The 22,086-nt window shown below is 70.6% G+C and carries 22 protein-coding genes and 1 pseudogene; 14 read left to right on the top strand and 9 right to left on the bottom strand.

Translation table 11 applies throughout. The features are described 5' to 3' along the window. Positions 1–14 precede the first annotated feature (14 nt). Entirely contained in the window at positions 15–551 is a 537-nt protein-coding gene (locus tag ACIOKD_RS10585; RefSeq protein WP_402081024.1) for an arginine repressor, read from the top strand. 270 nt (positions 552–821) lie between these two features. On the opposite strand, the gene ACIOKD_RS10580 is transcribed toward ACIOKD_RS10585, so the two are convergent. The 6 genes from ACIOKD_RS10580 to ACIOKD_RS10555 all read right to left on the bottom strand — a co-directional run bounded on the left by ACIOKD_RS10580 (position 822) and on the right by ACIOKD_RS10555 (position 6,364). Continuing rightward, on the bottom strand, positions 822–1,619 hold the full coding sequence (locus ACIOKD_RS10580; protein ID WP_402081021.1) for an FAD:protein FMN transferase: 798 nt from the start codon (positions 1,617–1,619) through the stop codon (positions 822–824). Next, the gene (locus tag ACIOKD_RS10575) at positions 1,612–2,469 is read right to left on the bottom strand and encodes an FMN-binding protein (RefSeq protein ID WP_402081018.1); all 858 of its coding nucleotides are present in this window, start codon (positions 2,467–2,469) and stop codon (positions 1,612–1,614) included. Before ACIOKD_RS10575 ends, ACIOKD_RS10580 begins: the two co-directional genes overlap by 8 nt. Before the next feature lie 46 nt (positions 2,470–2,515). Then, entirely contained in the window at positions 2,516–3,844 is a 1,329-nt protein-coding gene (locus ACIOKD_RS10570) for a ferric reductase-like transmembrane domain-containing protein (protein WP_402081710.1), read from the bottom strand. A 228-nt stretch (positions 3,845–4,072) separates the two neighbouring features. Continuing rightward, the gene (locus ACIOKD_RS10565; protein WP_402081015.1) at positions 4,073–4,774 is read right to left on the bottom strand and encodes a L,D-transpeptidase; all 702 of its coding nucleotides are present in this window, start codon (positions 4,772–4,774) and stop codon (positions 4,073–4,075) included. 3 nt (positions 4,775–4,777) lie between these two features. Continuing rightward, entirely contained in the window at positions 4,778–5,365 is a 588-nt protein-coding gene (locus ACIOKD_RS10560) for a pyridoxamine 5'-phosphate oxidase family protein (protein ID WP_402081012.1), read from the bottom strand. 132 nt (positions 5,366–5,497) lie between these two features. Continuing rightward, complete coding sequence (locus tag ACIOKD_RS10555) at positions 5,498–6,364, bottom strand: hypothetical protein (RefSeq protein WP_402081009.1); 867 nt, start codon at positions 6,362–6,364, stop codon at positions 5,498–5,500. Positions 6,365–6,670: 306 nt separating this feature from the next. Here ACIOKD_RS10555 and argH point away from each other — a divergent pair, with 306 nt between their 5' ends. From argH to ACIOKD_RS10535, 4 genes are all read left to right on the top strand, one after another. Continuing rightward, on the top strand, positions 6,671–8,104 hold the full coding sequence (argH, locus tag ACIOKD_RS10550; protein WP_402081007.1) for an argininosuccinate lyase: 1,434 nt from the start codon (positions 6,671–6,673) through the stop codon (positions 8,102–8,104). Between the two features lie 471 nt (positions 8,105–8,575). Continuing rightward, a complete protein-coding gene (locus tag ACIOKD_RS10545; protein WP_402081004.1) occupies positions 8,576–9,547 on the top strand; it encodes an aldo/keto reductase in 972 nt (323 codons plus the stop codon). Between the two features lie 89 nt (positions 9,548–9,636). Beyond that, positions 9,637–10,188, top strand: coding sequence for a TetR/AcrR family transcriptional regulator (locus tag ACIOKD_RS10540; protein ID WP_402081001.1), 552 nt, complete (start codon positions 9,637–9,639; stop codon positions 10,186–10,188). Continuing rightward, positions 10,185–11,702: an MFS transporter gene (locus tag ACIOKD_RS10535; RefSeq protein ID WP_402080999.1), complete on the top strand. Its 1,518-nt coding sequence runs from the start codon at positions 10,185–10,187 to the stop codon at positions 11,700–11,702. Before ACIOKD_RS10540 ends, ACIOKD_RS10535 begins: the two co-directional genes overlap by 4 nt. Before the next feature lie 162 nt (positions 11,703–11,864). Here ACIOKD_RS10535 and ACIOKD_RS10530 read toward each other — a convergent pair whose 3' ends face one another. Next, positions 11,865–12,539 carry a 1-acyl-sn-glycerol-3-phosphate acyltransferase gene (locus ACIOKD_RS10530; RefSeq protein WP_328497486.1) on the bottom strand — a complete coding sequence of 225 codons (675 nt, stop codon included), beginning with the start codon at positions 12,537–12,539 and terminating at the stop codon, positions 11,865–11,867. A 406-nt stretch (positions 12,540–12,945) separates the two neighbouring features. On the opposite strand from ACIOKD_RS10530, the gene ACIOKD_RS10525 reads away from it, so the two are divergent. From ACIOKD_RS10525 to ACIOKD_RS10515, 3 genes are all read left to right on the top strand, one after another. Then, positions 12,946–14,148: a glycerophosphodiester phosphodiesterase gene (locus ACIOKD_RS10525; RefSeq protein ID WP_402080997.1), complete on the top strand. Its 1,203-nt coding sequence runs from the start codon at positions 12,946–12,948 to the stop codon at positions 14,146–14,148. 144 nt (positions 14,149–14,292) lie between these two features. Beyond that, the gene (locus tag ACIOKD_RS10520; RefSeq protein WP_402080994.1) at positions 14,293–14,799 is read left to right on the top strand and encodes a sigma-70 family RNA polymerase sigma factor; all 507 of its coding nucleotides are present in this window, start codon (positions 14,293–14,295) and stop codon (positions 14,797–14,799) included. 46 nt (positions 14,800–14,845) lie between these two features. Continuing rightward, positions 14,846–15,349, top strand: a complete 504-nt coding sequence (locus ACIOKD_RS10515; protein ID WP_402080991.1) for a GNAT family N-acetyltransferase — start codon at positions 14,846–14,848, stop codon at positions 15,347–15,349. Positions 15,350–15,410: 61 nt separating this feature from the next. On the opposite strand, the gene ACIOKD_RS10510 is transcribed toward ACIOKD_RS10515, so the two are convergent. Together ACIOKD_RS10510 and ACIOKD_RS10505 are read right to left on the bottom strand one after the other, a co-directional pair. After that, the gene (locus ACIOKD_RS10510) at positions 15,411–15,779 is read right to left on the bottom strand and encodes a hypothetical protein (RefSeq protein WP_402081707.1); all 369 of its coding nucleotides are present in this window, start codon (positions 15,777–15,779) and stop codon (positions 15,411–15,413) included. A gap of 91 nt (positions 15,780–15,870) precedes the next feature. Continuing rightward, positions 15,871–16,230, bottom strand: a complete 360-nt coding sequence (locus tag ACIOKD_RS10505; RefSeq protein ID WP_402080988.1) for a hypothetical protein — start codon at positions 16,228–16,230, stop codon at positions 15,871–15,873. A gap of 69 nt (positions 16,231–16,299) precedes the next feature. Between ACIOKD_RS10505 and ACIOKD_RS10500 the strand changes: the two genes are divergently transcribed. The 6 genes and pseudogenes from ACIOKD_RS10500 (at position 16,300) to ACIOKD_RS10475 (ending at position 21,954) form a co-directional block, all read left to right on the top strand. After that, the gene (locus ACIOKD_RS10500; protein WP_402080985.1) at positions 16,300–16,947 is read left to right on the top strand and encodes an HAD family hydrolase; all 648 of its coding nucleotides are present in this window, start codon (positions 16,300–16,302) and stop codon (positions 16,945–16,947) included. A gap of 332 nt (positions 16,948–17,279) precedes the next feature. After that, complete coding sequence (locus tag ACIOKD_RS10495) at positions 17,280–18,389, top strand: methionine ABC transporter ATP-binding protein (protein WP_402081705.1); 1,110 nt, start codon at positions 17,280–17,282, stop codon at positions 18,387–18,389. After that, positions 18,386–19,093 (top strand): annotated as a pseudogene (locus tag ACIOKD_RS10490) (methionine ABC transporter permease); the annotation flags it as partial. The gene ACIOKD_RS10495 and the pseudogene ACIOKD_RS10490, both read left to right, overlap by 4 nt. A 341-nt stretch (positions 19,094–19,434) precedes the next feature. Next, positions 19,435–20,262 (top strand): MetQ/NlpA family ABC transporter substrate-binding protein, encoded by an 828-nt coding sequence (locus ACIOKD_RS10485; RefSeq protein ID WP_402080982.1) that lies wholly within the window; start codon positions 19,435–19,437, stop codon positions 20,260–20,262. A gap of 63 nt (positions 20,263–20,325) precedes the next feature. Next, positions 20,326–21,162: a MetQ/NlpA family ABC transporter substrate-binding protein gene (locus ACIOKD_RS10480; RefSeq protein WP_402080979.1), complete on the top strand. Its 837-nt coding sequence runs from the start codon at positions 20,326–20,328 to the stop codon at positions 21,160–21,162. 153 nt (positions 21,163–21,315) lie between these two features. Then, positions 21,316–21,954, top strand: a complete 639-nt coding sequence (locus tag ACIOKD_RS10475) for a GNAT family N-acetyltransferase (protein WP_402080976.1) — start codon at positions 21,316–21,318, stop codon at positions 21,952–21,954. Positions 21,955–22,086: the final 132 nt, after the last annotated feature.

Raw genomic sequence — 22,086 nt, 5'->3', positions numbered from 1 at the left:
AGAATGAGACGACGATGAGTCAGGCGCAGGATCACGACCACGCGGGACCCGCTGTTCCGCAGACCCGCACCGCACGCCACCGCCGGATCGTGGACATCCTCAACCGGCAGCCGGTGCGCTCCCAGAGCCAGTTGGCGAAGCTGCTCGCCGACGACGGGCTGCACGTCACGCAGGCGACGCTGTCCCGGGACCTGGACGAGCTGAACGCGGTGAAGATCCGCAACAACGACGGCGACCTGATCTACGCGGTGCCGAGCGAGGGGGGTTTCAGGACGCCTCGCGCTCCGCTGGGGGAGTCGGCGAAGGAGGAGCGGATGCGGAGGCTGTCCGCGGAGTTGCTGATCTCCGCGGAGGCGTCGGCGAACCTCGTGGTCCTGCGGACCCCGCCCGGGGCCGCGCAGTTCCTCGCCTCGGCCATCGACCAGGCGGAGTTGCAGGACATCCTGGGGACGATCGCGGGCGACGACACGCTGCTGCTGATCAGCCGCGAGCCGACGGGCGGCCAGGCCCTGGCGGACCACTTGCTGCGGCTGGCCCAGAACCACCACTGAGGGTGCCCGCGCCCGGGCGCGGGCGCGCTGTGGCCGGCCACGCAGTTCCCCGCGCCCCTCAAAAGCGTGGGGCGGGGCGGTACACCGATACAGTCCCCGCCCCGCGCCCCTGGAAGACAGGGGCGCAGCCCCGTCTTTCAGGGGCGCGGGGAACGGCGCGGGCAACCACGATGTGCCCGCACGCGATGGGGTGCCGGGGTCGCGGGCTGTGAGGGGCGCGGGGAACTGCGCGGCCGGTCATGACGCGCCCGCGGCCGGAAGCGGGCCGGTTCAGCCCAGCCGGTCGGCGAGACCTCCCGTGCAGCGGACCTCGTCACCCGCCGTGATCAACAGCGCCTCGACGTCCGGCAAGGACTCCAGCCAGGCCAGCGCCTGCCGCGAACCCATCGCGAAGGCGGCTGTCGCCCAGGCGTCCGCCCAGACGATCCGCGGCCCGACCACGGTCACCGCGACCAGATCCGTCACCGCGGAGCGCCCCGTGCGCGGATCCACGATGTGCGTACCACGCTCCGCGGAGCCCGACGTGGCCACGGCCAGCCGGTCCACACCGGCCGCGGACACCACCGCGGCCAGCCCACCCGGCCGCAACGGGTCGGACACCCCGACCCGCCAGGGCCGGTGCGGCCCCGGCACGCCGTACATCTGCACGTCACCCCCGCCGTTCACGCTCACCCCGCTCGCCCCGGCCTCCACGAGCCGCAGCGCCGCCCGCTCGACGGACCAGCCCTTCACGATGCCGGTCGGGTCGACGGACCCCGCGTACGTCGAACTGAACCAGCCGTCGCTCAACCGCTCGGCCTCCGCGCACAGTTCGAGGACCTCGGCGACCTCCGGATCGCACTCGTCCACGGTCAGCAGCCCCCGCGCCAGCCGGGAGATCTGGCTGTCCTGCCGGTAGGTGCTGAAGACCTCGTCCACCACGTGCAGTCGGGCGACCGCCGCGGCCAACGCGGTCCGTACGGCCTCGGGTTCACCCCCTCGGACGTCGAAGGAGAAGACCGTACCCATCACCTCCTCCGCGTGACGCACCGCCAGGGGCGCCTCGGCGGACCCGGAGGGTTCAGCCACCGGCCTGGTCCAGGGCCGACTGCAGGGACTCCTTGTAGCCGCCGCTGGTGTAGGTGGCCCCGGACACGGCGTCGATGTCGGCGTTGCCCGCGGCGACCGCCGCCGCGTTCAGCTTTGGCACCGCGTCCCCGCTGATCTGGTCGCTGCGGCCACCCTTGGGCTGCTGCACCGCCTCGGCCTTGGTGATCTTCCCGCCGGTCACGGTGACCCGTACCTGCACGGGCCCGTAGTCGGTGGTGACGGCCTTGCCGGTGACGGTCTTCGCCTGAGCGGCGCCGGACCCGGACCCGCTCGCGTCGCCCGAACCACTGCCGCCGTCCGTGCCCCCGGTCCCGCCGCCCGTCCCGCTCGCCTCGGCCGAACCGCCGCCGGTCGCGCCCGCCTCGCCCGCCTCGCCCGTCTTGTCCAGGGCCGACTGCAGGGACTTCTTGTAGCCGCCGCTGGTGTAGGTGGCCCCGGAGACGGCGTCGATGTCGGCACTGCCGACCGTGACGGCCGCCTTGTTCAGCTTGGGCACGGCGTCGGTGCTGACCGTCGTGCTGCGTCCACCGGTCGGCGACTGCAGGGCCGCGGCCGAGGTGATCTTCCCGCCGGCCACGGTGATCCGGACCTGGACGTTGCCGTAGTCGGTCTTGACGACGTCACCGGTGAGCGTCTGGGCCTCGGTACCGCCCGCGGCCTGCACTCCTCCGGAACCTTGCGGGGCGGCCGACGCCTGCTGCTGTGCCGCGCCGTCGGCGGACGCCGCCGCCGGGTCCGACGCGGGCTTCAGCGCCAGCAGCAGGACGATGCCGGACACCGTGGCGGCACCGGCCAGCACGACGCGGCGCAGGGGATGACTCTTCTTCATGGGTCCGGACTCCCGTTCCTCGAAATGCTTGGAGTTCTCAGAGTTCTCAGAGTTCGAAGGACTCGTGGTGGATGCGGCGGGCGGGCACGCCGGCGCCGCGCAGTGCGGTGTACGCGCCCTCGGCGAAACCGGGCGGCCCGCACAGGAACACGTCGTGGTCGTCGATGTCGGGCAGCTTCTGCCGCAGTGTCTCCGCGTTGATGTCGGGGCGCTCCCCGTCGGGGCTGTTCACCGCGTACATCAGCCGGGCACCGCGCTCGTCGGCGATGGCCGACAACTCGTCCCACAGCGCCAGGTCCTGGGTGCTGTTGGCCCGGTACAGCAGGGTGAGGTCGCCACGCTCCGCCGGGAGCGTCTCGAACAGCGCCCGCATCGGGGTGATGCCCACGCCGCCGGCCATCAGCAGCACCTTGCCCTGGCTGCGCCGGGACGCGGTCAGCGCGCCGTACGGGCCCTCGGCCCACACCCGCGTGCCCCGCTTCAGCCCCTTCAGCGCGGTGCTGTGGTCGCCCAGCGCCTTGACGGTGATCCGCAGCAGCCCGGGGCGCGGCGCGGCCGACAGCGAGTACGGGTGCGAGCTGAGCCGCATGCCCGGCGCCATGAACCGCCAGCGGAAGAACTGCCCCGGCTCGGCACCGATCCGGTGCAGCCGCTTCCCGCTGATCATCACGGAGACGATGCCGGGCGCCTCCTCGACGACCTCCTCGACCTGCATCCGGTGGCGCAGGTTCAGCCGGACCGGCGTGATCACCCGGTACCAGATCACCAGTGCGGTGACCGTCCCGTACAGCGCGTACCAGGCCGTCGTCGCGGCGGGCTCGACGGCGAAGTCGTTGCCGGTGGACAGCTGGTGCCAGAAGGACAGGTACACGGAGACGTACGTGAGCAGGTGGATGTGGTACCAGGTGTCGTACGGGATCCTCTTGCGCAGTCCGCCCACCGAGATCAGGCCGATGAACAGCAGCAGACCCGTGCCGATCGCCGCCTTGCCCATGTCGGGCAGGGTGGTGACCGAGTCGATGGTCTGGTCGACGACCCCGGTGTTCGCCTGGAGGGCGTAGCCGTACATCGTCAGGCCGATGTGGGCCAGGACGAGACAGAGCGTGTAACGGCCGCTCATGGCATGCCAGCGGGCGACCCGGTCCGAGCCGACGCGGCGTTCCAGGGCGGGTACGCGGGCCATCTGCAGGACCACGAGAGCCATCAGATACCCGGCGAGCAGACCGGTGATCCGGCCCGCGTTCAGGATCCGGCCCTTGTCGTCCGCGATGGCCGGCGTGTTGCTCCACCACAGCCAGACGACTGCCGCCGCGCCCGCCCATACGGCGATCAGCAACGCGATGGCGGGGGAGCGGCGAGGGCGGATACGGCGCATCGTCTGGCGCCGCGCGGCGCGACCGCCGGCGATCGTGCTCACGGTTCCTCCGTGGGGGACGCTGGGAAGGGGAGTGACCCCTCGGCCCACTGGTACGTCCCCGGGCGGCCGTGTGTTCAACGGGCCGCGGGGCAAGCCGTGAACTGCTGAGACTCGCGGTAACCGGCGGCACCGGTGGGCGCCCTGCGGGGTGCCGCCCACTGCCGGCACCCGGCTGGTGGCGAGTGATCAGTAGCGGGTGACGGCGGTCGGCCCGTCGGCCGTCCCGATGGCGATGTGCGGACCGCGGGCGGGCTCCGCCCAGTTCAGGATGCGCCGCATGGCGTCCTTGGGCACGGACACACAACCGGCTGTCGCACCAGCCCCGTTGACGTGCAGAAAGATCCCCGCACCCCGCCCGCGCACGGGCCGCGCGTAGTTGAAGCCGACGACGAGGGCGTACGCGTACTGCGTCCCGTACGAGACCAGGTGCTCTGACTCGGCGGCACGGCAGTCGGCCGGGCGGGGGTCGGTCCACCGGTTGTAGGAGCGGGAGGCGTTGTCCTGGCACCACCAGGAGGTCCGCCGCACCGGCCGGTACGGCGTGCTGGTCCCCTCGGGCGCCGGGTCGACACCGAAGGCGTACGGCAGGTCGTACAGGCCGGTGGGTGTGGTGTTCGTGCCCTGCTTGCGGGCGCCGCCCTCGACGAGCCCCTCGGCGCCGAACCGCGCGGGCGCCGAACCGGCCTGCACCCAGCGTCCGTCACGACGGTTCCACCAGGTGACCGTGCCGGTCGTCGAGGAGGTCCGGGCGGCCCGCGCGGTGATGAGCTGGCTCCCGCCGCCCGTGTCCGCCATCCGCTCGGGCAGCGGGGCCCGGACCTCGGGAACCGGTCCCGCGGCCAGGACGAGGAGGGACACGGTCGCGAGTACGGCGGCTCCGAGGCGCATGCGTCAGACCGTACTGGGCGGCAGGGGCAGCGGCAGCCCGGGAAGTCCGTCCAGGCTGGTCTCCACATGGTCCTTCTTCTGGAAGTACGCGCTCAGCGAGGCGTCGTCCTCGCGCGCGAAGCGCCTGGCGTGCAGGTCACGGTCCTGGTCGTACGACATGAAGGGCACCGCGTAACCGCAGGAGTCGCGGATGAGCTCGGCCGTCACCACGATGATCGCCCGCAGGCCGTGCTGAGTCGGGTCGATGTCCGGGAAACGGGTGAGGAGTTCTGTGAAGCGCGGGTCGTCGCGGAAGACCGGCCGGCCCCGGCCGTGTACGCGGACGATGTTCGGCGGGCCCTGGAAGGCACACCACATCAGGGTGATCCGGCCGTTCTCCCGCAGGTGCGCGACCGTCTCGGCGGTGCTGCCGGCGAAGTCGAGGTAGGCGACGTTGAGGTCGTCGAGGACCGCGAACGAACCGGTCAGCCCCTTGGGAGAGAGGTTGACCGTGCCGTCGCCGGACAGGGGCGCGGTAGCGGTGAAGAAGAGGGGCTGCGCCTCGATGAACGTGCGCAGGCGGCCGTCTATGCGTTCGTAGGTCTTTCCCATGGTCGCTGATTATCGGCGAAAGTCTTTCGTCTGTCTAACTATTTGCGCGGGGCCAGGGACCCGCGGGCCGAGTGGCCCCGGGCCCCGGGCTCGCCCCGGTCGGCGCGCGGGGCGCCCGTGGGGGGAATGGGCCTACTGGTTCAGTTCGCAGGGGGCGAGTGCTTCGAGGCCCTCGGGCTTGGCGGCGGTGCGGCCGATGGCGGTTTCGATGCGGTTGAGTACGGCGACGCGCTTGTCCTCCAGGGGGCCGAGGATGGCGTTCTGGACGAAGTTGGCGCCGCCCTGGCCGACGGTGTCGATGAGCCGCTGGTCGGCCTCGGCGATCTGGGTGTCCAGGAGGGCCAGGTTCCTGGTGACCTCGTCCTGCGCGGAGGCGGGGATCGCGGGGAGACTGCCCTCGACCGCGGGGCAGTCGACCGTGCCGACGGCGCCCGCGTCACCCGTGTCGCCCGCGTCCTCGGTCGCGCCGGCGTCGCCCGCGTTCCCGCCGGGCTCTTCCGTGGCCGCCCCGGTCGGCTCGGCCCCGGCCTCCTCGCCCGCCTCGGCCGCTCCGCCGGTGTCCAGTTCGCAGGGGGCGAGTGCTTCGAGGCCCTCGGGCTTGGCGGCGGTGCGGCCGATGGCGGTTTCGATGCGGTTGAGTACGGCGACGCGCTTGTCCTCCAGGGGGCCGAGGATGGCGTTCTGGACGAAGTTGGCGCCGCCCTGGCCGACGGTGTCGATGAGCCGCTGGTCGGCCTCGGCGATCTGGGTGTCCAGGAGGGCCAGGTTCCTGGTGACCTCGTCCTGCGCGGAGGCGGGGATCGCGGGCAGGCTGCCGTCCACGGCCGGGCAGCTGATCGTGCCGGGGGACGCGAGAGTGGCGGCCTGGCCGTCGTTGCTCTTGGAGGTCTCCCCGGCGAGGGCGGAACCTGCGATCACCGCTCCGGACAACGCCACCGCGGCAGCGCCGCCGATGATCGCCACGCGGCGCTTGTTGTACTTCGGAAGAGCCCTGGACATAGGGATGCCTCACATGGGTCAGGAGTGGGTTCCGAGGAAGTTCGGAGTGGCTTCACGAACGCGGCGCCGACGTTCGCGGTGAAGTACGGGAAAGCGGTTTCACGCGTTCAACGGGCGCGGGATCTCGTTCCTCCGAACCACAGGATTGACGAGTCATGCGTAACTCTGCATAATCATGCATAGCGGTGAGTGTGCTGCGATGAGACCCGGCGGGTGGCCGGGTGCGGGTGCGTCGTGGCTGATCGCGCAGTTCCCCGCGCCCTTTCGGGGGCGCCCTCTTCCCAACAGTTCTGAGGAGCGCAGCCAGTGAGCAGCAACAGCGGTGACGTACGGCTCTGGGGCGGCCGGTTCGCCGACGGTCCCGCCGAGGCCCTGGCGAAGCTGTCCGCGTCCGTCCACTTCGACTGGCGGCTGGCGCCCTACGACATCGCCGGTTCGCGTGCCCACGCGCGCGTGCTGCACAAGGCGCACCTCCTCGACGACGACGAGCTGACCCGCATGCTCGCGGGCCTCGACCGGCTGGAGGCCGCCGTGGCGGACGGCTCCTTCGTCGGCACCGTCGCCGACGAGGACGTCCACACCGCCCTGGAGCGCGGGCTGCTGGAGCAGCTCGGCCCCGACCTCGGCGGCAAGCTGCGCGCGGGCCGCTCGCGCAACGACCAGGTGGCCACGCTCTTCCGGATGTACCTGCGCGACCACGCCCGGATCATCGCCGGCCTGATCGCCGAGCTGCAGGACGCGCTGGTCGGCCTGGCCGAGGCGCACCCGGACGTCGCGATGCCCGGCCGTACGCACCTGCAGCACGCGCAGCCGGTGCTCTTCGCCCACCATGTACTGGCCCACGCGCAGGCTTTCTCCCGGGACGCCGAGCGGCTGCGGCAGTGGGACGAGCGGACCGCGGTGTCGCCGTACGGCTCCGGCGCGCTCGCCGGCAGCAGCCTCGGCCTCGACCCGGAGTCGGTCGCCAAGGACCTCGGCTTCGAGAACGGCAGCGTCGGCAACTCCATCGACGGCACGGCCTCGCGCGACTTCGCGGCCGAGTTCGCCTTCATCACCGCGATGATCGGCGTCAACCTCTCGCGGATCGCGGAGGAAATCATCATCTGGAACACGAAGGAGTTCTCCTTCGTCACCCTCCACGACGCGTTCTCCACGGGCTCGTCGATCATGCCGCAGAAGAAGAACCCGGACATCGCGGAGCTGGCGCGGGGCAAGAGCGGACGCCTGATCGGCAACCTGACGGGTCTGATGGCCACGCTCAAGGCCCTCCCGCTCGCGTACAACCGCGACCTCCAGGAGGACAAGGAGCCGGTCTTCGACTCCTGCGACCAGCTGGAGGTCCTGCTGCCGGCCTTCACCGGGATGATGGCCACGCTGACGGTCAACCGCGAGCGGATGGAGGAGCTGGCCCCGGCCGGGTTCTCGCTCGCCACCGACATCGCGGAGTGGCTGGTGAAGCAGGGGGTGCCGTTCCGGGTCGCGCACGAGGTCGCGGGGGAGTGTGTGAAGGTCGCCGAGACCGCCGGTGTCGAGCTGGACGGGCTCACCGACGAACAGTTCGCGAAGATCTCCGCGCACCTCACGCCCGAGGTGCGGTCCGTCCTGAACGTACCGGGCGCGCTCGCGTCCCGCGACGCGCGTGGCGGGACGGCTCCGAGCGCTGTCGCCGTCCAGCTCACCGAGGTGAAGTCGGACGTGGCGTCCCAGCACGCATGGGCCACGGCGAAGGCCCACCGGTAGGCTGCGCCGCTTCCGGGGGTACGCGGGGCGCTGGCGACCGGTCACACACTGCGGGTGCGTCGTGGCGGCCCGCGCCCGCGCAGTTCCCCGCGCCCCTTGGGGTGTGAAGGCCGGCGGCGTCCTGCGGGCACGTCGTGGTCACCCGCACAGTTCCGCGCGCCCCTGAAAGACGGGGCTGCGCCCCGGTCTTTCACCCTTTGGGGGCGCGCGGGAACTGCGCGGCCAGCCACACGCGACCCGCAGTCGACGACCGGCCCTTCGGGGGCGCGGGGAACTGCGCGGGTGACCATGCGCGACCCGCGGCAGGCGACCGGCCTTTTCAGGGGCGCGGGGAACTGCGCGACAAGCCACGACGTGCCCGCACCCGCCGAGGTACCGCCCGCCCCGACCCGGAACGCACCCCTCCCGCCCGAAGGTCATCGGGATACGTTGGTCGCAAAGCCGTACCGGAGCCGACCAACGGAGCTCGCGATGCCCTTCGCCCGACTGGCAACAGCAACCACCCCCACCTGCCACATCGGCCTCGGCCTCGCCGCGATCGGTCGCCCCGGCTACATCACCCTCGGCCGCGACGAAGACCTCGGAGAGGACCGCAGCGTCGACACGCTGCGTACCCGCACCCACGAGCTCCTCGACGCCGCCTACGCGCAGGGCGTCCGCTACTTCGACGCCGCCCGCTCGTACGGCCGCTCGGAGGAGTTCCTGGCAGGCTGGCTGACCGCACGCCCCGCCGTCGACGACATCGTCGTCGGCAGCAAATGGGGCTACACCTACACGGCCGACTGGCGCACCGACGCCGACGCCCACGAGGTCAAGGACCACAGCCTCACCACGTACGAGCGGCAGCGCGCCGAGACCGCCGAGCTGCTCGGCGACCGTCTCGACCTCTACCAGATCCACTCCGTGACGCCCGAGAGCCCGGCCCTCACCGACAAGGAACTGCACGCCGAACTCGCCGAGGCCGCCGCGCAGGGCCTGACCGTCGGCTTCTCCACCAGCGGCCCCGCCCAGGCCGACGCGATCCGCGCCGCGCTCGCCGTGACCGTCGGCTCGACACCCCTCTTCCGGACCGTCCAGGCCACGTACAACGTCCTCGACACCTCCGCCGGACCCGCACTCGCCGAAGCGCACGAGGCCGGACTCACCGTGATCATCAAGGAGGGCATGGCCAACGGCCGCCTCGCCGACCCGCACGCGCCGGACACCGTGCGCGCCGTCGCCGAGGAAGCGGGCGTCGGCTCCGACGCGGTCGCCCTCGCCTTCGTGCTGCGCCGGCCCTGGGCGGGCGTGGTCCTCTCCGGCGCGGCCACCACCCACCAGCTCGCGTCCAACCTGCACGCGGCGGTGGTCGACCTCGACGACGGACAGGTGGCCCGTCTCGACACACTGGCCGAGGAGCCGGGCGCGTACTGGGAGCACCGCGGCGGGCTGCCCTGGCACTGATCCCGACCCTTTGACGTCCGAGCCCCGGTCAGTGAGCGCCGCGCGCTTCGTGTGAGACATTCATGTCTCATATGGACTACGGTTGTCTCATGGCCGTCGATCGTGAACACGTGCTGCGCAGCGCAGCCGCCCTGCTGACCCGCAGAGCCACCGCCACCATGGACGAGGTCGCCAAGGCGGCAGGGATCAGCCGGGCGACGCTGCACCGCCAGTTCGCGGGCCGCGACGCCCTCGTACGGGCGCTCGAAGAGCTGGGCATCCAGGAGTGCGAGGCCGCGCTGGACGCGGCCCGGCTCGACGACGGCGCCGCCTCGGAGGCCGTACGCCGTCTGGTCCGCGAGTTCGAGAGCGCCGCAGGACTGCTCGGCTTCCTCTACACCGAGAACCAGCTGTTCGAGGGCGAGGAGCAGAACGCGGGCTGGGCCCGGATCGACGCCCGGATCGCCGCGCTGTTCCGGCGGGGCCAGGAGGGCGGCGAGTTCCGTATCGACCTGACCCCGGCCTGGCTCACCGAGGCCCTCTACGGGCTCTTCGCCTCCGGGGCGTGGGCCGTGAGCGAGGGCCGGGTGGCGGCCAAGGACTTCCAGTACATGATCGTCGAGCTGTTGCTCGGCGGCGCAGTAAGGAGAGAGGGACCATGACCAGCACGACGCGGCCGGCGTTCGCGGCGGAGACGGAGAAGCGACCGGGCCGTTGGCTCGCGCTCTCGGTCCTCGTCCTCGCCGTGCTGCTGGTGGCCGTCGACGCGACCGTTCTCGGTCTCGCGACCCCCTACATCAGCGAGGACCTGAAGCCTTCCGGTACGCAACTCCTGTGGATCGGTGACGTCTACTCGTTCGTCATCGCCGGTCTGCTCGTGTCCATGGGCAGTCTCGGCGACCGTGTCGGCCGCAAGAAGCTGCTGCTCGTCGGCTCGGTCGCGTTCGGTCTGGTCTCCGTGCTCAACGCCTATGCGAGCACGCCCGAACTGCTGATCGTGGCGCGGGCGTTGCTCGGTGTCGCGGGTGCCACGCTGATGCCCGCCACCCTCGCGCTGATCCGCAACCTCTTCCACGACCCGCGCGAACGCAGCCTCGCCATCGGTATCTGGGGCGCCACCGCCTCGGCCGGAACCGCGGTCGGTCCCGTCGTCGGCGGCTTCCTGCTCGAACACTTCTGGTGGGGCTCGGTCTTCCTGATCAACCTGCCCGTGATGGCGGTCCTCGTCCTGGTCGGCGCGAAGCTGCTGCCGGAGTCCCGCGACCCCGAGCCCGGCCCCTGGGACCTCGTCAGCGTCATGCTGTCGCTTGTCGGCATGGTGGGAATCGTGTACGGCATCAAGGAGGCCGCGTCGCACGGCCCGAACGCGACGGCGGCAGCGGCGGCCCTGCTGGGAGCGGCGGCGCTGTACGGATTCGTACGCCGCCAACTGACGCTCCCCGTCCCGCTCCTGAACATGCGGCTGTTCCGCAACCGCGGCTTCTCCGGAGCCGTGCTCGCCGATCTGCTGACCATCCTCGGCCTGTCCGGAGTGGTCTTCTTCCTCTCGCAGTACCTGCAACTCGTGCAAGGCCGCGGACCGCTGGAGGCCGGCCTCGCCGAACTGCCCGCCGCGGTGGGCGCGGTGGCGGCGGGACTGGCCGCAGGAACGTTCGCTCGCAGGTACTCGGTACGTGCCGTCGTGGCGGGCGGCCTCGCCGCGATCGGGCTCGCCCTGGCCGCGCTGACCGTGCTGGACCAGTCCACCGGCTATCCGCTGCTCGGCACGGCCCTGCTGGTCGTCGGTGTGGGCGCGGGCTTCTCCTTCACCGTGACCGCCGACGTGATCCTCTCCAGCGTGCCCAAGGAACAGGCGGGCGCCGCGTCCGCGGTCTCCGAGACGGCGTACGAACTGGGGGCGGCCCTCGGCATCGCCCTGCTCGGCTCGATCGTCACGGGCGTCTACGCGGGCTTCACGGCCCCGGCGGGCACACCGTCGGACATCGCCGACGCGGCCCACGAGTCCCTCGGCGGAGCGGTGGAGGCATCCTCGGCCCTACCCACCCCCGAGCCCCTGCTGGACGCGGCCCGCACGGCCTTCGTCGACGGCATCGCCCTCGCGGCAGGCCTGGGCGCGGCGGTCCTGCTGGCCGCGTCGGCGGCGGCATGGGTACTGCTGAGAAACCAGAAGCTGTAGCCCCCGTAAGGGGCGCGGGGAACGGCGCGCTCAGCCCACGGCGACGGCCACGTACGAACTGTCCCCGCGCCCCACCACCAGGGGCGCGGGGAACGGCGCGCCCGGCCCGAGGCGGCGTGCAGCCGACGAGCCGACGACCACCCGGTCGAAGAACCGGCGGAGCTAAGCCGCTTCCTTGGCCTTCGTGGCGTACATGTCCACATACTCCTGTCCGGACAACCGCATGACCTCGGCCATCACCGAGTCCGTCACGGCCCGCAGCACATAGCGGTCACGGTCCATACCCTCGTACCGCGAGAACTCCATCGCCTCGCCGAAGCGAACGGTGACCCGCCCGGGCCGGGGGAACCCGGCACCACCGGGCTGGATCTTGTCCGTGCCGATGATGGCGAACGGCACCACGGGCGCCCCGGTCATCAGCGCGAGCCGCGCGATACCGGTGCGGCCGCGGTAGAGCCGGCCGTCGGGGGAGCGGGTGCCCTCCGGGTAGATGCTGAAGACCTTGCCCTCCTCCAGCACCCGACGCCCCGTCATCAGCGCGGCGACACCGCCGCGTCCGCCGTCCCGGTCGACCGGGATCATGCCGCAGCCCGTGAAGAACCACGCCATCAGCCGCCCCTTGAGGCCCTTGCCGGTGACGTACTCGTCCTTGCCGATGAAGAAGACCTGGCGGTCGCAGAACAGCGGCATGATCATCGAGTCGATGAACGTGAGATGGTTGCCGGCGAGGATGACCGGGCCCGTGCCCGGGATGCGCTCCGCACCCTCCACCCGTGGGCGGAACATCAGGCGCATGATCGGTCCGAGCACTGCCTTGATGAGCGCGAAGCGGGACAACGGGCCCTCCGGTGTCAAGGGGTGGGTGACAAGTCTGTGTGGGTTTCAAGTCTGTGCAGGTGAGGACGATACTCGCGCGTGCCGGGGTCTTGCACATCGGGTTCACCGACTGGATACGCACTGTTGACCCTTGTTTACCTGGTGTGGCGCCGTGTCACACGGCTGTCATCCGTACGAGACGGTGTGACGAAACCCGCACGGGTTAGCCCTCATGGGGCAGGTTCCCACCCACCGCTGTCCAAACGTCTGTTTCCTCTCCGCCCGTCCGGTGCGGCCCCCTGGGCAGCGGCAGGAAGACACACACCGTGTCCCACGTGTTCCGTCCAAGGTCTCCCACCCGTCACCCCACCGCACCTACGATCAGTCCCGCTTTGACAGGTGCAGGGCAGTATGCGGAGGAGCGCTCATGGGCACAGCGGGGACGCAGGACACGCAGGACTCGAACGAGGGCCGCACCGGGAACACCCCCGGACGGCGCGCACTGCTCGGGGCCGCGGTCCTCGGCGCCGGCGGAGCGGTCCTCGGACTGCCGGCCACGGCCAGAGCCGGCGAGAAGCACGGGAACGGCGGCTACAACGGCGGCTACAGGAGTCTGCCCAAGCCCACGATCATCGGGCACCGCGGAGCCAGCGGCTACCGCCCGGAGCACACGCTCGGCTCGTACCAGCTGGCCCTCGACATGGGCGCGCACATCATCGAGGCGGGCGACCTGGTGCCGACCAGGGACGGCCATCTCGTATGCCGCCACGAGCCCGAGATCGGCGGTACGACGGACGTCGCCGCGCACCCCGAGTTCGCGGACCGCAAGGTCACCAAGCTCCTCGACGGGGTCTCCACGACCGGCTGGTTCACCGAGGACTTCACTCTCGCCGAGCTGAAGACCCTCCGCGCCAAGGAGCGCGTCCCGGCCAACCGCCCGCACAACACGCTCTACGACGGCCGCTGGGAGATCCCCACCTTCGAAGAGGTACTGCGCTGGCGGGAGGAGCAGAGCAGGAAGCTCGGCCGGCAGGTCTGGATCTACCCCGAGCTCAAGCACCCCACCTACTTCCGCGAGCTGGGTCTCGGCCTGGAGGAGCGGGTCGCCAAGGTGCTGCGCAGGCACGGCCTGGACAAGAAGAACTCGCCGGTCATCCTCCAGTCCTTCGAGCCGACCAGCATCCAGCGCCTGAACAAGCTGGTGGGCAACCCCCTCGCCGTGCTCCTGTCCGCCGCGAACACCCGCCCCTGGGACTTCGTGGAGACGGGTGACCCGCGTACGGTCGCCGACCTGGTGAAGCCCGCGGGCCTGAAGTGGATCGCCTCCTACGCGCAGGGCATCGGACCCACCCTCGACCTGATCATCCCGAAGGACGCGAGCGGCAACCTCACCGCACCGACCACCCTGGTCCGGGACGCGCACGCCGAGGGCCTGGTCCTGCACCCGTACACGATGCGCAACGAGAACCCCTTCCTGCCCGCGAACTTCCGCAAGGGCACCGGCGCGGACGCCTACGGTGACGCCTTCGGCGCCTTCGGGACGTACTTCGCCACCGGCATCGACGGCGTCTTCACCGACAACCCGGACACCGGCCTCCTGGCCCGCGAGGACTTCCTCAAGAAGGCCTGACCCGGAGCTGCCCCAGAGCCGATCCGTCGCAGTTCCTGCTCCTGCTCCCGCTCCCGCTCGTCAACAGCGGAGCCCGCGGACCCGGTCGGGTGACGCACGGCCGTCCCGGCAACCTCGCGCCGGGGCGGCCGCGTCGTGCCGCATATGACCCACGACATGGTTGCCACACTGCGCCCCCTGCTCGCCGCCGAGGTCTCGGCCGAGGCATATGCCTCCGGGACAGAAGCCGGCGACCTGGAGCAGGACGTCTGGGTGCGCCTCCTGGAACGCCTCGGTACGGACGGCCCGCCCGCCGATCCGGCCGCCTGGCTGCGCGTCGCCGTCCGCACGGAGGCGCGGCGCGCCGGGCGCACCGCGAGCATCGAACGGCCGTACGCGTCCGAGCCCGTCGACGACAGCCGGCCGGGGCCCGAGCAGCTCGCGCTCAGCGCCGCCCGGCGCCGCGCCCTGCACTCCGCCGTACGACGGCTGCCGGGCCGCTGCCCGCGCCTCATGGCGGCTCTGCTGTCCCCTGAGGACCTCACCTATCGGGAGATCGCGGGGGAGTTGGGTATCTCACAGGGGAGTCTCGGTCCGGATCGTTCCAGATGTCTGGGTTGTCTGCGTCGAATGCTCACGTCGGAGGTTGCGGCGCATGAACCGCGGGGATAGGAGTGAAGGACAACCGGCGGAACAGGTGAGCGGGAGGCATGCACACATGGGCATGAGCGTGACCATCTCGGCAGCGGCCGAACAGGACGCCGAACAGATCCTCAAACTGCAGTTCCTCTGCTACCAGAGCGAGGCCGAGCTGTACGGCGACTACAGCATCGAGCCCCTCACCCAGCCGCTGGACTCCCTCAAGGCGGAGCTCACGGAAGGCACGGTCCTGGTGGCCCGGCTCGGCGACGAGGTGGTGGCCTCGGTGCGTGGCGCCGTGAGCGCGGACGGCACGGCCCGGATCGACAAGCTGATCGTGCACCCGCGGATGCAGCGGCACGGGCTGGGCGGGCGGTTGCTCGACGCGATCGAGTCGCGGCTCGCGTCGGATGCCGGGGCGAAGAGCTTCCAGCTGTTCACGGGGCATCGCAGTGATCACAATCTGCGGCTGTACCGGAAGCACGGGTACGAGGCGGTGTCGACCGAGCGGGTCGACGAGCGGCTCAGTCTCGTGACCTTGGCGAAGGACGCGCAGGCCGGCGCGTTTGTGGCCAGCGCCTAGGACTGTTCTTCGGCTGCCGCCCGGTGAGGGCTCGTCGCGCCCCTGACGGGGTGCGCCCCCTCTATGAAGTGGCCGTCCTGCTCCTGCGCAGCCAGAACATCGCTGTGACGGGGAGCAGGACCGGGATGAACAGGTAGCCCATGCCGTAGTCCGACCAGACCGTGGCGTCGGGGAAGGCGGAGGGGTCGGCCAGGGTCCAGGTGCCGACGGTCAGGACGCCCGCGAGTTCGGCGGCGCAGCACACCAGCGCCGCCCTGCGGGCCCGCTCGCCGCCGCGTACGAGCGAGTAGGTGATGAAGCCGTACACGAGGCCGGCCGCCGCCGACAGCGAGTAGGCGAGCGGTGCCTTGTCGAACTCCGTCGCGATCTGTACGGCCGAGCGCGACACGGCGCCGACGACCATCACCCCGTACAGCCAGACCAGGAGCATGCCGGGGCCGCCGATGAGCCGCGTGCGGCCGGGCCTCCCGGACGTCCCGGAGTCCTCGGGCGTCCCGGGCTCCTCGGCGGGCACCACCATCTCAGCCTCCCCAGATGTCGTAGAGCCGTACCTGCAGCACCGCGAGGACCACGCCGCCCGCCGCGACCGTGATCGAACCCCAGCGGGTGCGCTCCGCCAGTGACATGAAGCCCGCCGCCGGAACGCACGCGAAGGCGCCGATCAGATACGACACGAAAATCGTCGTGCCCTGCTCCGGCTTCTCGCCGCGGGCCAGCTGGACGATGCCCACGACGAGCTGGACGAGGGTGAGGAGCGTCACCACGGCCATACCGATGAAGTGCCAGTCCTTGGTCGACTGGTCCCGGTATGCGGCCCAGCCGCACCAGGCGGCGAGCGCGAGCGCGGCGACGGCCGTCGCGACCGTCAGGGCATCAAGCATGCCGCGACCCTATTACGGGCCAAAAGGCCCGATGCGCTCGCCCCCGGGGTGCCCCGTAGGGTCGAGGGCATGAAGATCCAAGCCGATGCCCTGCTGTTCGACAACGACGGAACGCTCGTCTCGTCCCTTGAGTCGGTGTACCGGTGCTGGAGCAGGTGGGCGGCGGAGTACGGGATCACCGCCGAGGAGTTCGCCCGCGTCGAGCTGCACGGCCGCCCGGCCGCGGAGATAGCCGCCGACCTGCTGCCCGCCGCCAGGGTGCCCGAGGCCGTCGTGCGTATCGAGCAACTGGAGGTGGAGGACGTCGCGGGCGGTGTGCACCTGCTGCCGGGGACGGAGGCGCTCCTCGACTCACTGCCGGCCGACCGCTGGGCCGTCGTCACCTCCGCCACCCGGCGACTGGGCGAGGCCCGTCTCGCCGAGGTCGGCATCCGCCCGAAGAACCTGGTCGCCGCCGACGACATCACGCGCGGCAAGCCCGACCCCGAGCCGTTCCTGCTCGCCGCCCGGCGGCTCGGCGTGGACCCCGCCCGCTGTGTCGTCTTCGAGGACGCGCCCGCGGGTCTCCAGGCGGGCCGTGCGGCCGGCATGACCACCGTGGCATTGACCACAACGCACCGGGCCGCCGAGCTGACCGCGGATGTCGTGGTCGAGGACCTTTCGGCCGTGTCAGCACTGGTCACCGCTGAGGGAGTGGAGCTCTCCGTCGGGGAGTGAAAGACGTCCGTGTGGTGTCCACCGCTGTCCGTGATGCGGACAGTGGTTCCCTGTCCCGCGCAAAGATCTGCTTTAATTTTCTCATGACCACGACGAGCAGCCGCATTCTTGCGACCGAGGCGACCATGACGCCCGGTGCTCGCTGTATGTGTCGAATGTGCGCCTTCTAGAGGGCCCCCGCACCACCCGCAGCCTCGCGCCCCGAAGCGAGTTCGCTCACGTCTGCCCGTACGCCCTTCTCGTACGCGACTGAGCCTGCCCCGCGCACGCAGTTCTGCCGAAGCCCGGTTCCCGACGCCACCGCGTGAACGACCGTGCCGCGTTCGACCGAAATGCACCCGTGTCCGGCGCACACCCACGCCCCGCACTCGACAGTGATGGAAACCCCAGTGATCACGACAACAGGCCTGACGAAGGTTTACCGGGCTCACCGCTCGCGCGGCCGGGAGGTCACCGCCCTGGACGGCGTCGATCTGCACGTCCGCGAAGGCGAGGTGTACGGCGTCATCGGACAGTCCGGCGCCGGCAAGTCCTCCCTCATCCGCTGCGTCAACCTGCTGGAGCGCCCCACCGCCGGCACCGTGACCGTCGCCGGACAGGACCTCACGGCCCTCGCCGGGCGCGGGCCGCGCGCGGGCAGGGAACTGCGGCAGGCGCGCAGCCGTATCGGCATGGTCTTCCAGCACTTCAACCTGCTGTCCACCCGGACCGTCCAGGACAACGTCGAGCTGCCACTGGAGATCCTCGGCAAGTCGGGCAAGGAGCGGTCCCGCAAGGCGCTGGAACTGCTCGACCTGGTCGGTCTCACCGACAAGGCCAAGTCCTACCCGGCCCAGCTTTCCGGCGGCCAGAAGCAGCGTGTCGGCATCGCGCGCGCCCTGGCGGGGGACCCGAAGGTGCTCCTCTCGGACGAGGCGACCAGCGCATTGGACCCCGAGACGACCCGCTCCATCCTCCACCTGCTGCGCGACCTGAACCGTCAGCTGGGTCTGACCGTCCTGCTCATCACGCACGAGATGGACGTCGTCAAGACCGTCTGCGACTCGGCGGCGCTCATGGAGAACGGAAGGATCGTCGAGTCGGGCACCGTCACCGAGCTGCTGGCCACCCCCGGCTCCGAGCTGGCCGCCGCGCTCTTCCCCGTCAGCGGCGACGCCTCCGCGGACGACCGCACGGTCATCGACGTCACCTTCCACGGCGACGCCGCGACCCGGCCCGTCATCTCGCAGCTCTCGCGCACGTACAACATCGACATCTCGATCCTCGGCGCCGCGATGGACACCGTCGCGGGCCGACAGGTCGGCCGTATGCGCATCGAACTTCCCGGGCGGTACGAGGACAACGTCGTGCCGGTCGGCTTCCTGCGCGAGCAGGGACTGCAGATCGAGCTCGTCGGAGAAGCGGCCCTGGCGTCCGCGCTGGTGAAGGAGAGTGCCAAGTGACCTGGTCCGAGATGCAGCCGCTGCTGGAGCAGGCGTGTTGGGACACCCTCTACATGGTCGGCTGGTCCACGGTCATCGCCGTCGTCGGCGGTCTGCCGCTGGGCATCCTGCTGGTCCTGACCGACCGGGGCGGCCTGCTGCAGAACACCGTGCTGAACAAGGTCATCGGGCAGGTCGTGAACATCGCCCGCTCGATGCCGTTCATCATCCTGATGGTCGCGCTGATGGGCTTCACCCGGTCGATCACCGGCACCACCATCGGCCGTGAGGCCGCCATCGTGCCGCTCGCGATCGGCGCGATCCCGTTCTTCGCGCGCCTGGTCGAGACGGCTGTCCGCGAAGTGGACGGCGGGCTCGTAGAGGCCGTGCAGTCGATGGGCGGCAACACCTGGACCGTCGTCCGCAAGGTGCTCGTCCCCGAGTCGCTGCCGTCGCTGATCTCCAGCACCACGACGACGATCGTCGCTCTCATCGGCTACTCCGCGATGGCCGGCACCGTCGGCGCGGGCGGCCTCGGAGACATCGCCATCCGCTACGGCTACCAGCGCTTCGAGACCGAACTGATGTGGATCACCGTGGGCGTTCTCGCCGTGGTGATCTCCCTCATCCAGTTCGTCGGCGACTACGCCGCGCGGGGGCTGTACCGGCGCGGCGGGCGGTCGGGCGCCGCGCCGCGGCTCAGGCTGCTGAGGAGCAGGGCCGCGGTGAACTCCGGTTCCCGGGCGACCGCCGGCACCGGCACCGGCACCGGCACCGGCACCGGCACCGGCACCGGCACCGGCACCGAGGCCGAGGCCGAATCCGTCTCCGGTCCCGGTCCCGGTCCCGGTCCCGCGGAGGCGGGCACCTCCGCGGGGACACCCGCGGCCGAGGTCGGCAAGGTCGTCTGAGACCTCCGACACCTCCGAGACGAGACCTCCGTACAGAACACCACTCCGTACGCCACGCCACGCCTCGCCTCGCGTGCGCGCCTCCACCCCACACCCGCAGACGCCCCCGCACACCCTTCGCGGGGTCACTCAGCCCAAATGGAAAGGCACTTTTCGTGCGTAACACCGTAAAGCTCACCACCGCTGTCCTCGCCGCCGGAGCCCTCACCCTGGGCCTCACGGCCTGCGGCTCGGACAAGGACGCCGCCTCCGACACCAGCGGGCCGCTGATCGTCGCCGCCAGCCCCGTCCCCCACGCCGAGATCCTGAACTACGTGAAGGACAACCTCGCCAAGGACGCGGGACTCGACCTCCAGGTCAAGGAGTTCACGGACTACGTCCTGCCGAACACCGCGACCGAGGACGGCTCGGTCGGCGCCAACTACTTCCAGAACCAGCCGTACCTCGACGACTTCAACAAGAAGAACGGCACCCACATCGTGCCGGTCGTCACGGTCCACCTGGAGCCGCTCGGCCTCTACTCCAGCAAGATCAAGAAGGCCGACGAGCTGAAGAGCGGCGCGACGGTCGCAGTCCCGAACGACACGGTCAACGAGGCGCGGGCGCTCAAGCTCCTCGACACCAACGGGATCATCACACTCAAGGACGGCGCGGGCAACGACGCGACTCCCAAGGACATCGCGAAGAACCCGAAGAACCTCAAGTTCAAGGAGCTGGAGGCGGCCCAGACCCCGCGCTCCCTGGACGACGTGGACGCGGCGGTCATCAACGGCAACTACGCCATCGAGTCCGACCTCAAGCCCTCCGAGGACGCCCTCGTGCTGGAGTCCGCCGACGACAACCCGTACGGCAACTTCCTCGCCGTCAAGGAGGGCAACGAGGACGACCCGCGCGTCAAGAAGCTCGCCAAGCTCCTGACCTCCGCCAAGGTCAAGAAGTTCATCGAGGACAAGTACGCCGGTTCCGTCATCGCGTCCTTCTGACCGACCGCCCCGAACCGTCCGAACCACCGGAACCACTGGAACCACCTGAGGAAGGCGCCGACGATGCGCAGCAAGCCCGTCATCTCCGCGGCGGCCACCGCACTGGCCCTCGGTCTCGCCCTGACCGCATGCGGTGCCGAGGGCGAGGGCTCAGGCGGCGGAGGTGACGGCGGCGCCCTGATCGTCGGCGCCACCGCGGTCCCGGCCGGCGAGGTCCTGTCGTACATCAAGAAGGACCTCGCCGCGAAGAACGGACTCGACCTGGAGATCAAGGAGTTCACGGACTACGTCCTGCCGAACACCGCGCTCCAGGAGGGCTCGCTCGACGCGAACCTGTACCAGAACGAGCCGTTCCTGGACGACTTCAACAAGTCCAAGGGCACCGACCTGGTCCCGGTCGTGGACGCGTACCTGCCGCCCATGGGTGTGTACTCGAAGAAGGTCCAGGACGTCGCCGACCTCCCCGACGGAGTCACCGTCGCGGTGCCCAGCGACATCACCAACGAGGGCCGCGCCCTGAAACTCCTCGCCTCCGAGGGCATCATCACGCTCAAGGCGGGGGCCGGTACGACCGCGTCCCCGGCGGACATCGTGAAGAACCCGAAGAACCTGAAGTTCAAGGAGCTCGAACCGGCGCAGCTGCCGCGTTCCCTGGACGACGTGGCCGCCGCGGTCATCAACAACAACTACGCCCAGGACGCGGGTCTCAGCCCGGCCGACGACGCCGTCCTGCTGGAGTCCGCGAAGAACAACCCGTACGCGAACCTCCTCGCTGTGAAGAAGGGCAACGAGGACGACCCACGGGTCGAGAAGCTCGCCAGGCTGCTGACCTCCGACGAGGTGCGGAAGTTCATCCAGGACAAGTACAAGGGATCGGTTCTGCCCGTCACTTCCGGGTGACACCGGCCCCCAGCCGCCCCCGAGCCGTTCCCACTGCGCCACGGTGTCGACTCATCGACAAGGAGCCGACTCCGTGGTGCGGTTCAGTGCCTGCATGCTGCATGCTGGGCAGTTCAGCAGGCCCGACGGTCCCTGATGGTTACGGAGCGGCGCATGACGAACACCTTCCCCGACATCTCCCTGAACACGGAGCGGTTGGTGCTGCGCCCTCTTGAGGACGAGGACATTCCTGCCTTCACGGAGATGATGAACGACGAACAGGTCGCGGCCTGGACGTCCGTGCCGCAGCCCTTCACCGAGGCCGCCGCCCGCAGGTGGATCGACGAGTACGCGCCCGCCGAGCGCACTTCGGGCCGTGGACTCGACCTCGTCGTCACGGAGTTCCTGACCCAGCGTGTGGTCGGCATCATCCAGCTCGGCCGTACGAATTGGCATGTCCGCTCCACAGAGCTGTCGTACATCACCGCCCCCTGGGCCCGCGGCGAGGGCTACGCCTCCGAAGCGGCGCTCGCCACCGCCCAGTGGCTGTTCAACGACCAGAAGTTCGAGCGTCTCGAACTGCGCACAGCGGCGGACAACACCGCCTCCCAGCAGGTCGCGCAGAAGATCGGCTGCATCAGCGAGGGCGTCCTGCGGGGTGCCTGCATAGCGCGCACCCGCACCGAGGACGGGCGCTGGGAGGACCTGCGCACCGACTTCATCGTGTGGGGCCTGCTTCCCGAGGACATCGAGGGCATCGCCGAGCAGCTCGCCGACACCGGTGGTTTCACCGCGTACTCCGACTGGAACTGAACCGGGAGGGGCCCCGGCCCCCGGTCCGCATCCCCACCGAGACCCGCACCGAGATCCGCACCGGGACCCCAGCCGACACCCCCACCGACGCCCCCGGACATCACGAGGTACGCTCACGGGGCTCCGCACGCC

Origin of the sequence: Streptomyces sp. NPDC087844, from assembly GCF_044742785.1 — a bacterium.
Lineage (GTDB): Bacteria > Actinomycetota > Actinomycetes > Streptomycetales > Streptomycetaceae > Streptomyces.
Note: the sequence above shows the minus strand (reverse complement) of the source record. Positions and strands in the feature narration are given on the sequence as shown.

Bases quoted from the DNA above. Each gene is read 5' to 3' on its own strand.
- ACIOKD_RS10525 (WP_402080997.1), top strand. From the start codon at position 12,946: ATGGGCACAGCGGGGACGCAGGACACGCAGGACTCGAACGAGGGCCGC.
- ACIOKD_RS10520 (WP_402080994.1), top strand. From the start codon at position 14,293: ATGACCCACGACATGGTTGCCACACTGCGCCCCCTGCTCGCCGCCGAG.
- ACIOKD_RS10505 (WP_402080988.1), bottom strand. From the start codon at position 16,230: ATGCTTGATGCCCTGACGGTCGCGACGGCCGTCGCCGCGCTCGCGCTC.
- ACIOKD_RS10500 (WP_402080985.1), top strand. From the start codon at position 16,300: ATGAAGATCCAAGCCGATGCCCTGCTGTTCGACAACGACGGAACGCTC.
- ACIOKD_RS10555 (WP_402081009.1), bottom strand. From the start codon at position 6,364: ATGTCCAGGGCTCTTCCGAAGTACAACAAGCGCCGCGTGGCGATCATC.
- ACIOKD_RS10510 (WP_402081707.1), bottom strand. From the start codon at position 15,779: ATGCTCCTGGTCTGGCTGTACGGGGTGATGGTCGTCGGCGCCGTGTCG.
- ACIOKD_RS10495 (WP_402081705.1), top strand. From the start codon at position 17,280: ATGCACCCGTGTCCGGCGCACACCCACGCCCCGCACTCGACAGTGATG.
- ACIOKD_RS10540 (WP_402081001.1), top strand. From the start codon at position 9,637: ATGGCCGTCGATCGTGAACACGTGCTGCGCAGCGCAGCCGCCCTGCTG.
- ACIOKD_RS10480 (WP_402080979.1), top strand. From the start codon at position 20,326: ATGCGCAGCAAGCCCGTCATCTCCGCGGCGGCCACCGCACTGGCCCTC.
- ACIOKD_RS10570 (WP_402081710.1), bottom strand. From the start codon at position 3,844: ATGCGCCGTATCCGCCCTCGCCGCTCCCCCGCCATCGCGTTGCTGATC.
- ACIOKD_RS10475 (WP_402080976.1), top strand. From the start codon at position 21,316: ATGACGAACACCTTCCCCGACATCTCCCTGAACACGGAGCGGTTGGTG.
- ACIOKD_RS10535 (WP_402080999.1), top strand. From the start codon at position 10,185: ATGACCAGCACGACGCGGCCGGCGTTCGCGGCGGAGACGGAGAAGCGA.
- ACIOKD_RS10575 (WP_402081018.1), bottom strand. From the start codon at position 2,469: ATGAAGAAGAGTCATCCCCTGCGCCGCGTCGTGCTGGCCGGTGCCGCC.
- ACIOKD_RS10545 (WP_402081004.1), top strand. From the start codon at position 8,576: ATGCCCTTCGCCCGACTGGCAACAGCAACCACCCCCACCTGCCACATC.
- ACIOKD_RS10560 (WP_402081012.1), bottom strand. From the start codon at position 5,365: ATGGGAAAGACCTACGAACGCATAGACGGCCGCCTGCGCACGTTCATC.
- ACIOKD_RS10585 (WP_402081024.1), top strand. From the start codon at position 15: ATGAGTCAGGCGCAGGATCACGACCACGCGGGACCCGCTGTTCCGCAG.
- ACIOKD_RS10565 (WP_402081015.1), bottom strand. From the start codon at position 4,774: ATGCGCCTCGGAGCCGCCGTACTCGCGACCGTGTCCCTCCTCGTCCTG.
- ACIOKD_RS10515 (WP_402080991.1), top strand. From the start codon at position 14,846: ATGGGCATGAGCGTGACCATCTCGGCAGCGGCCGAACAGGACGCCGAA.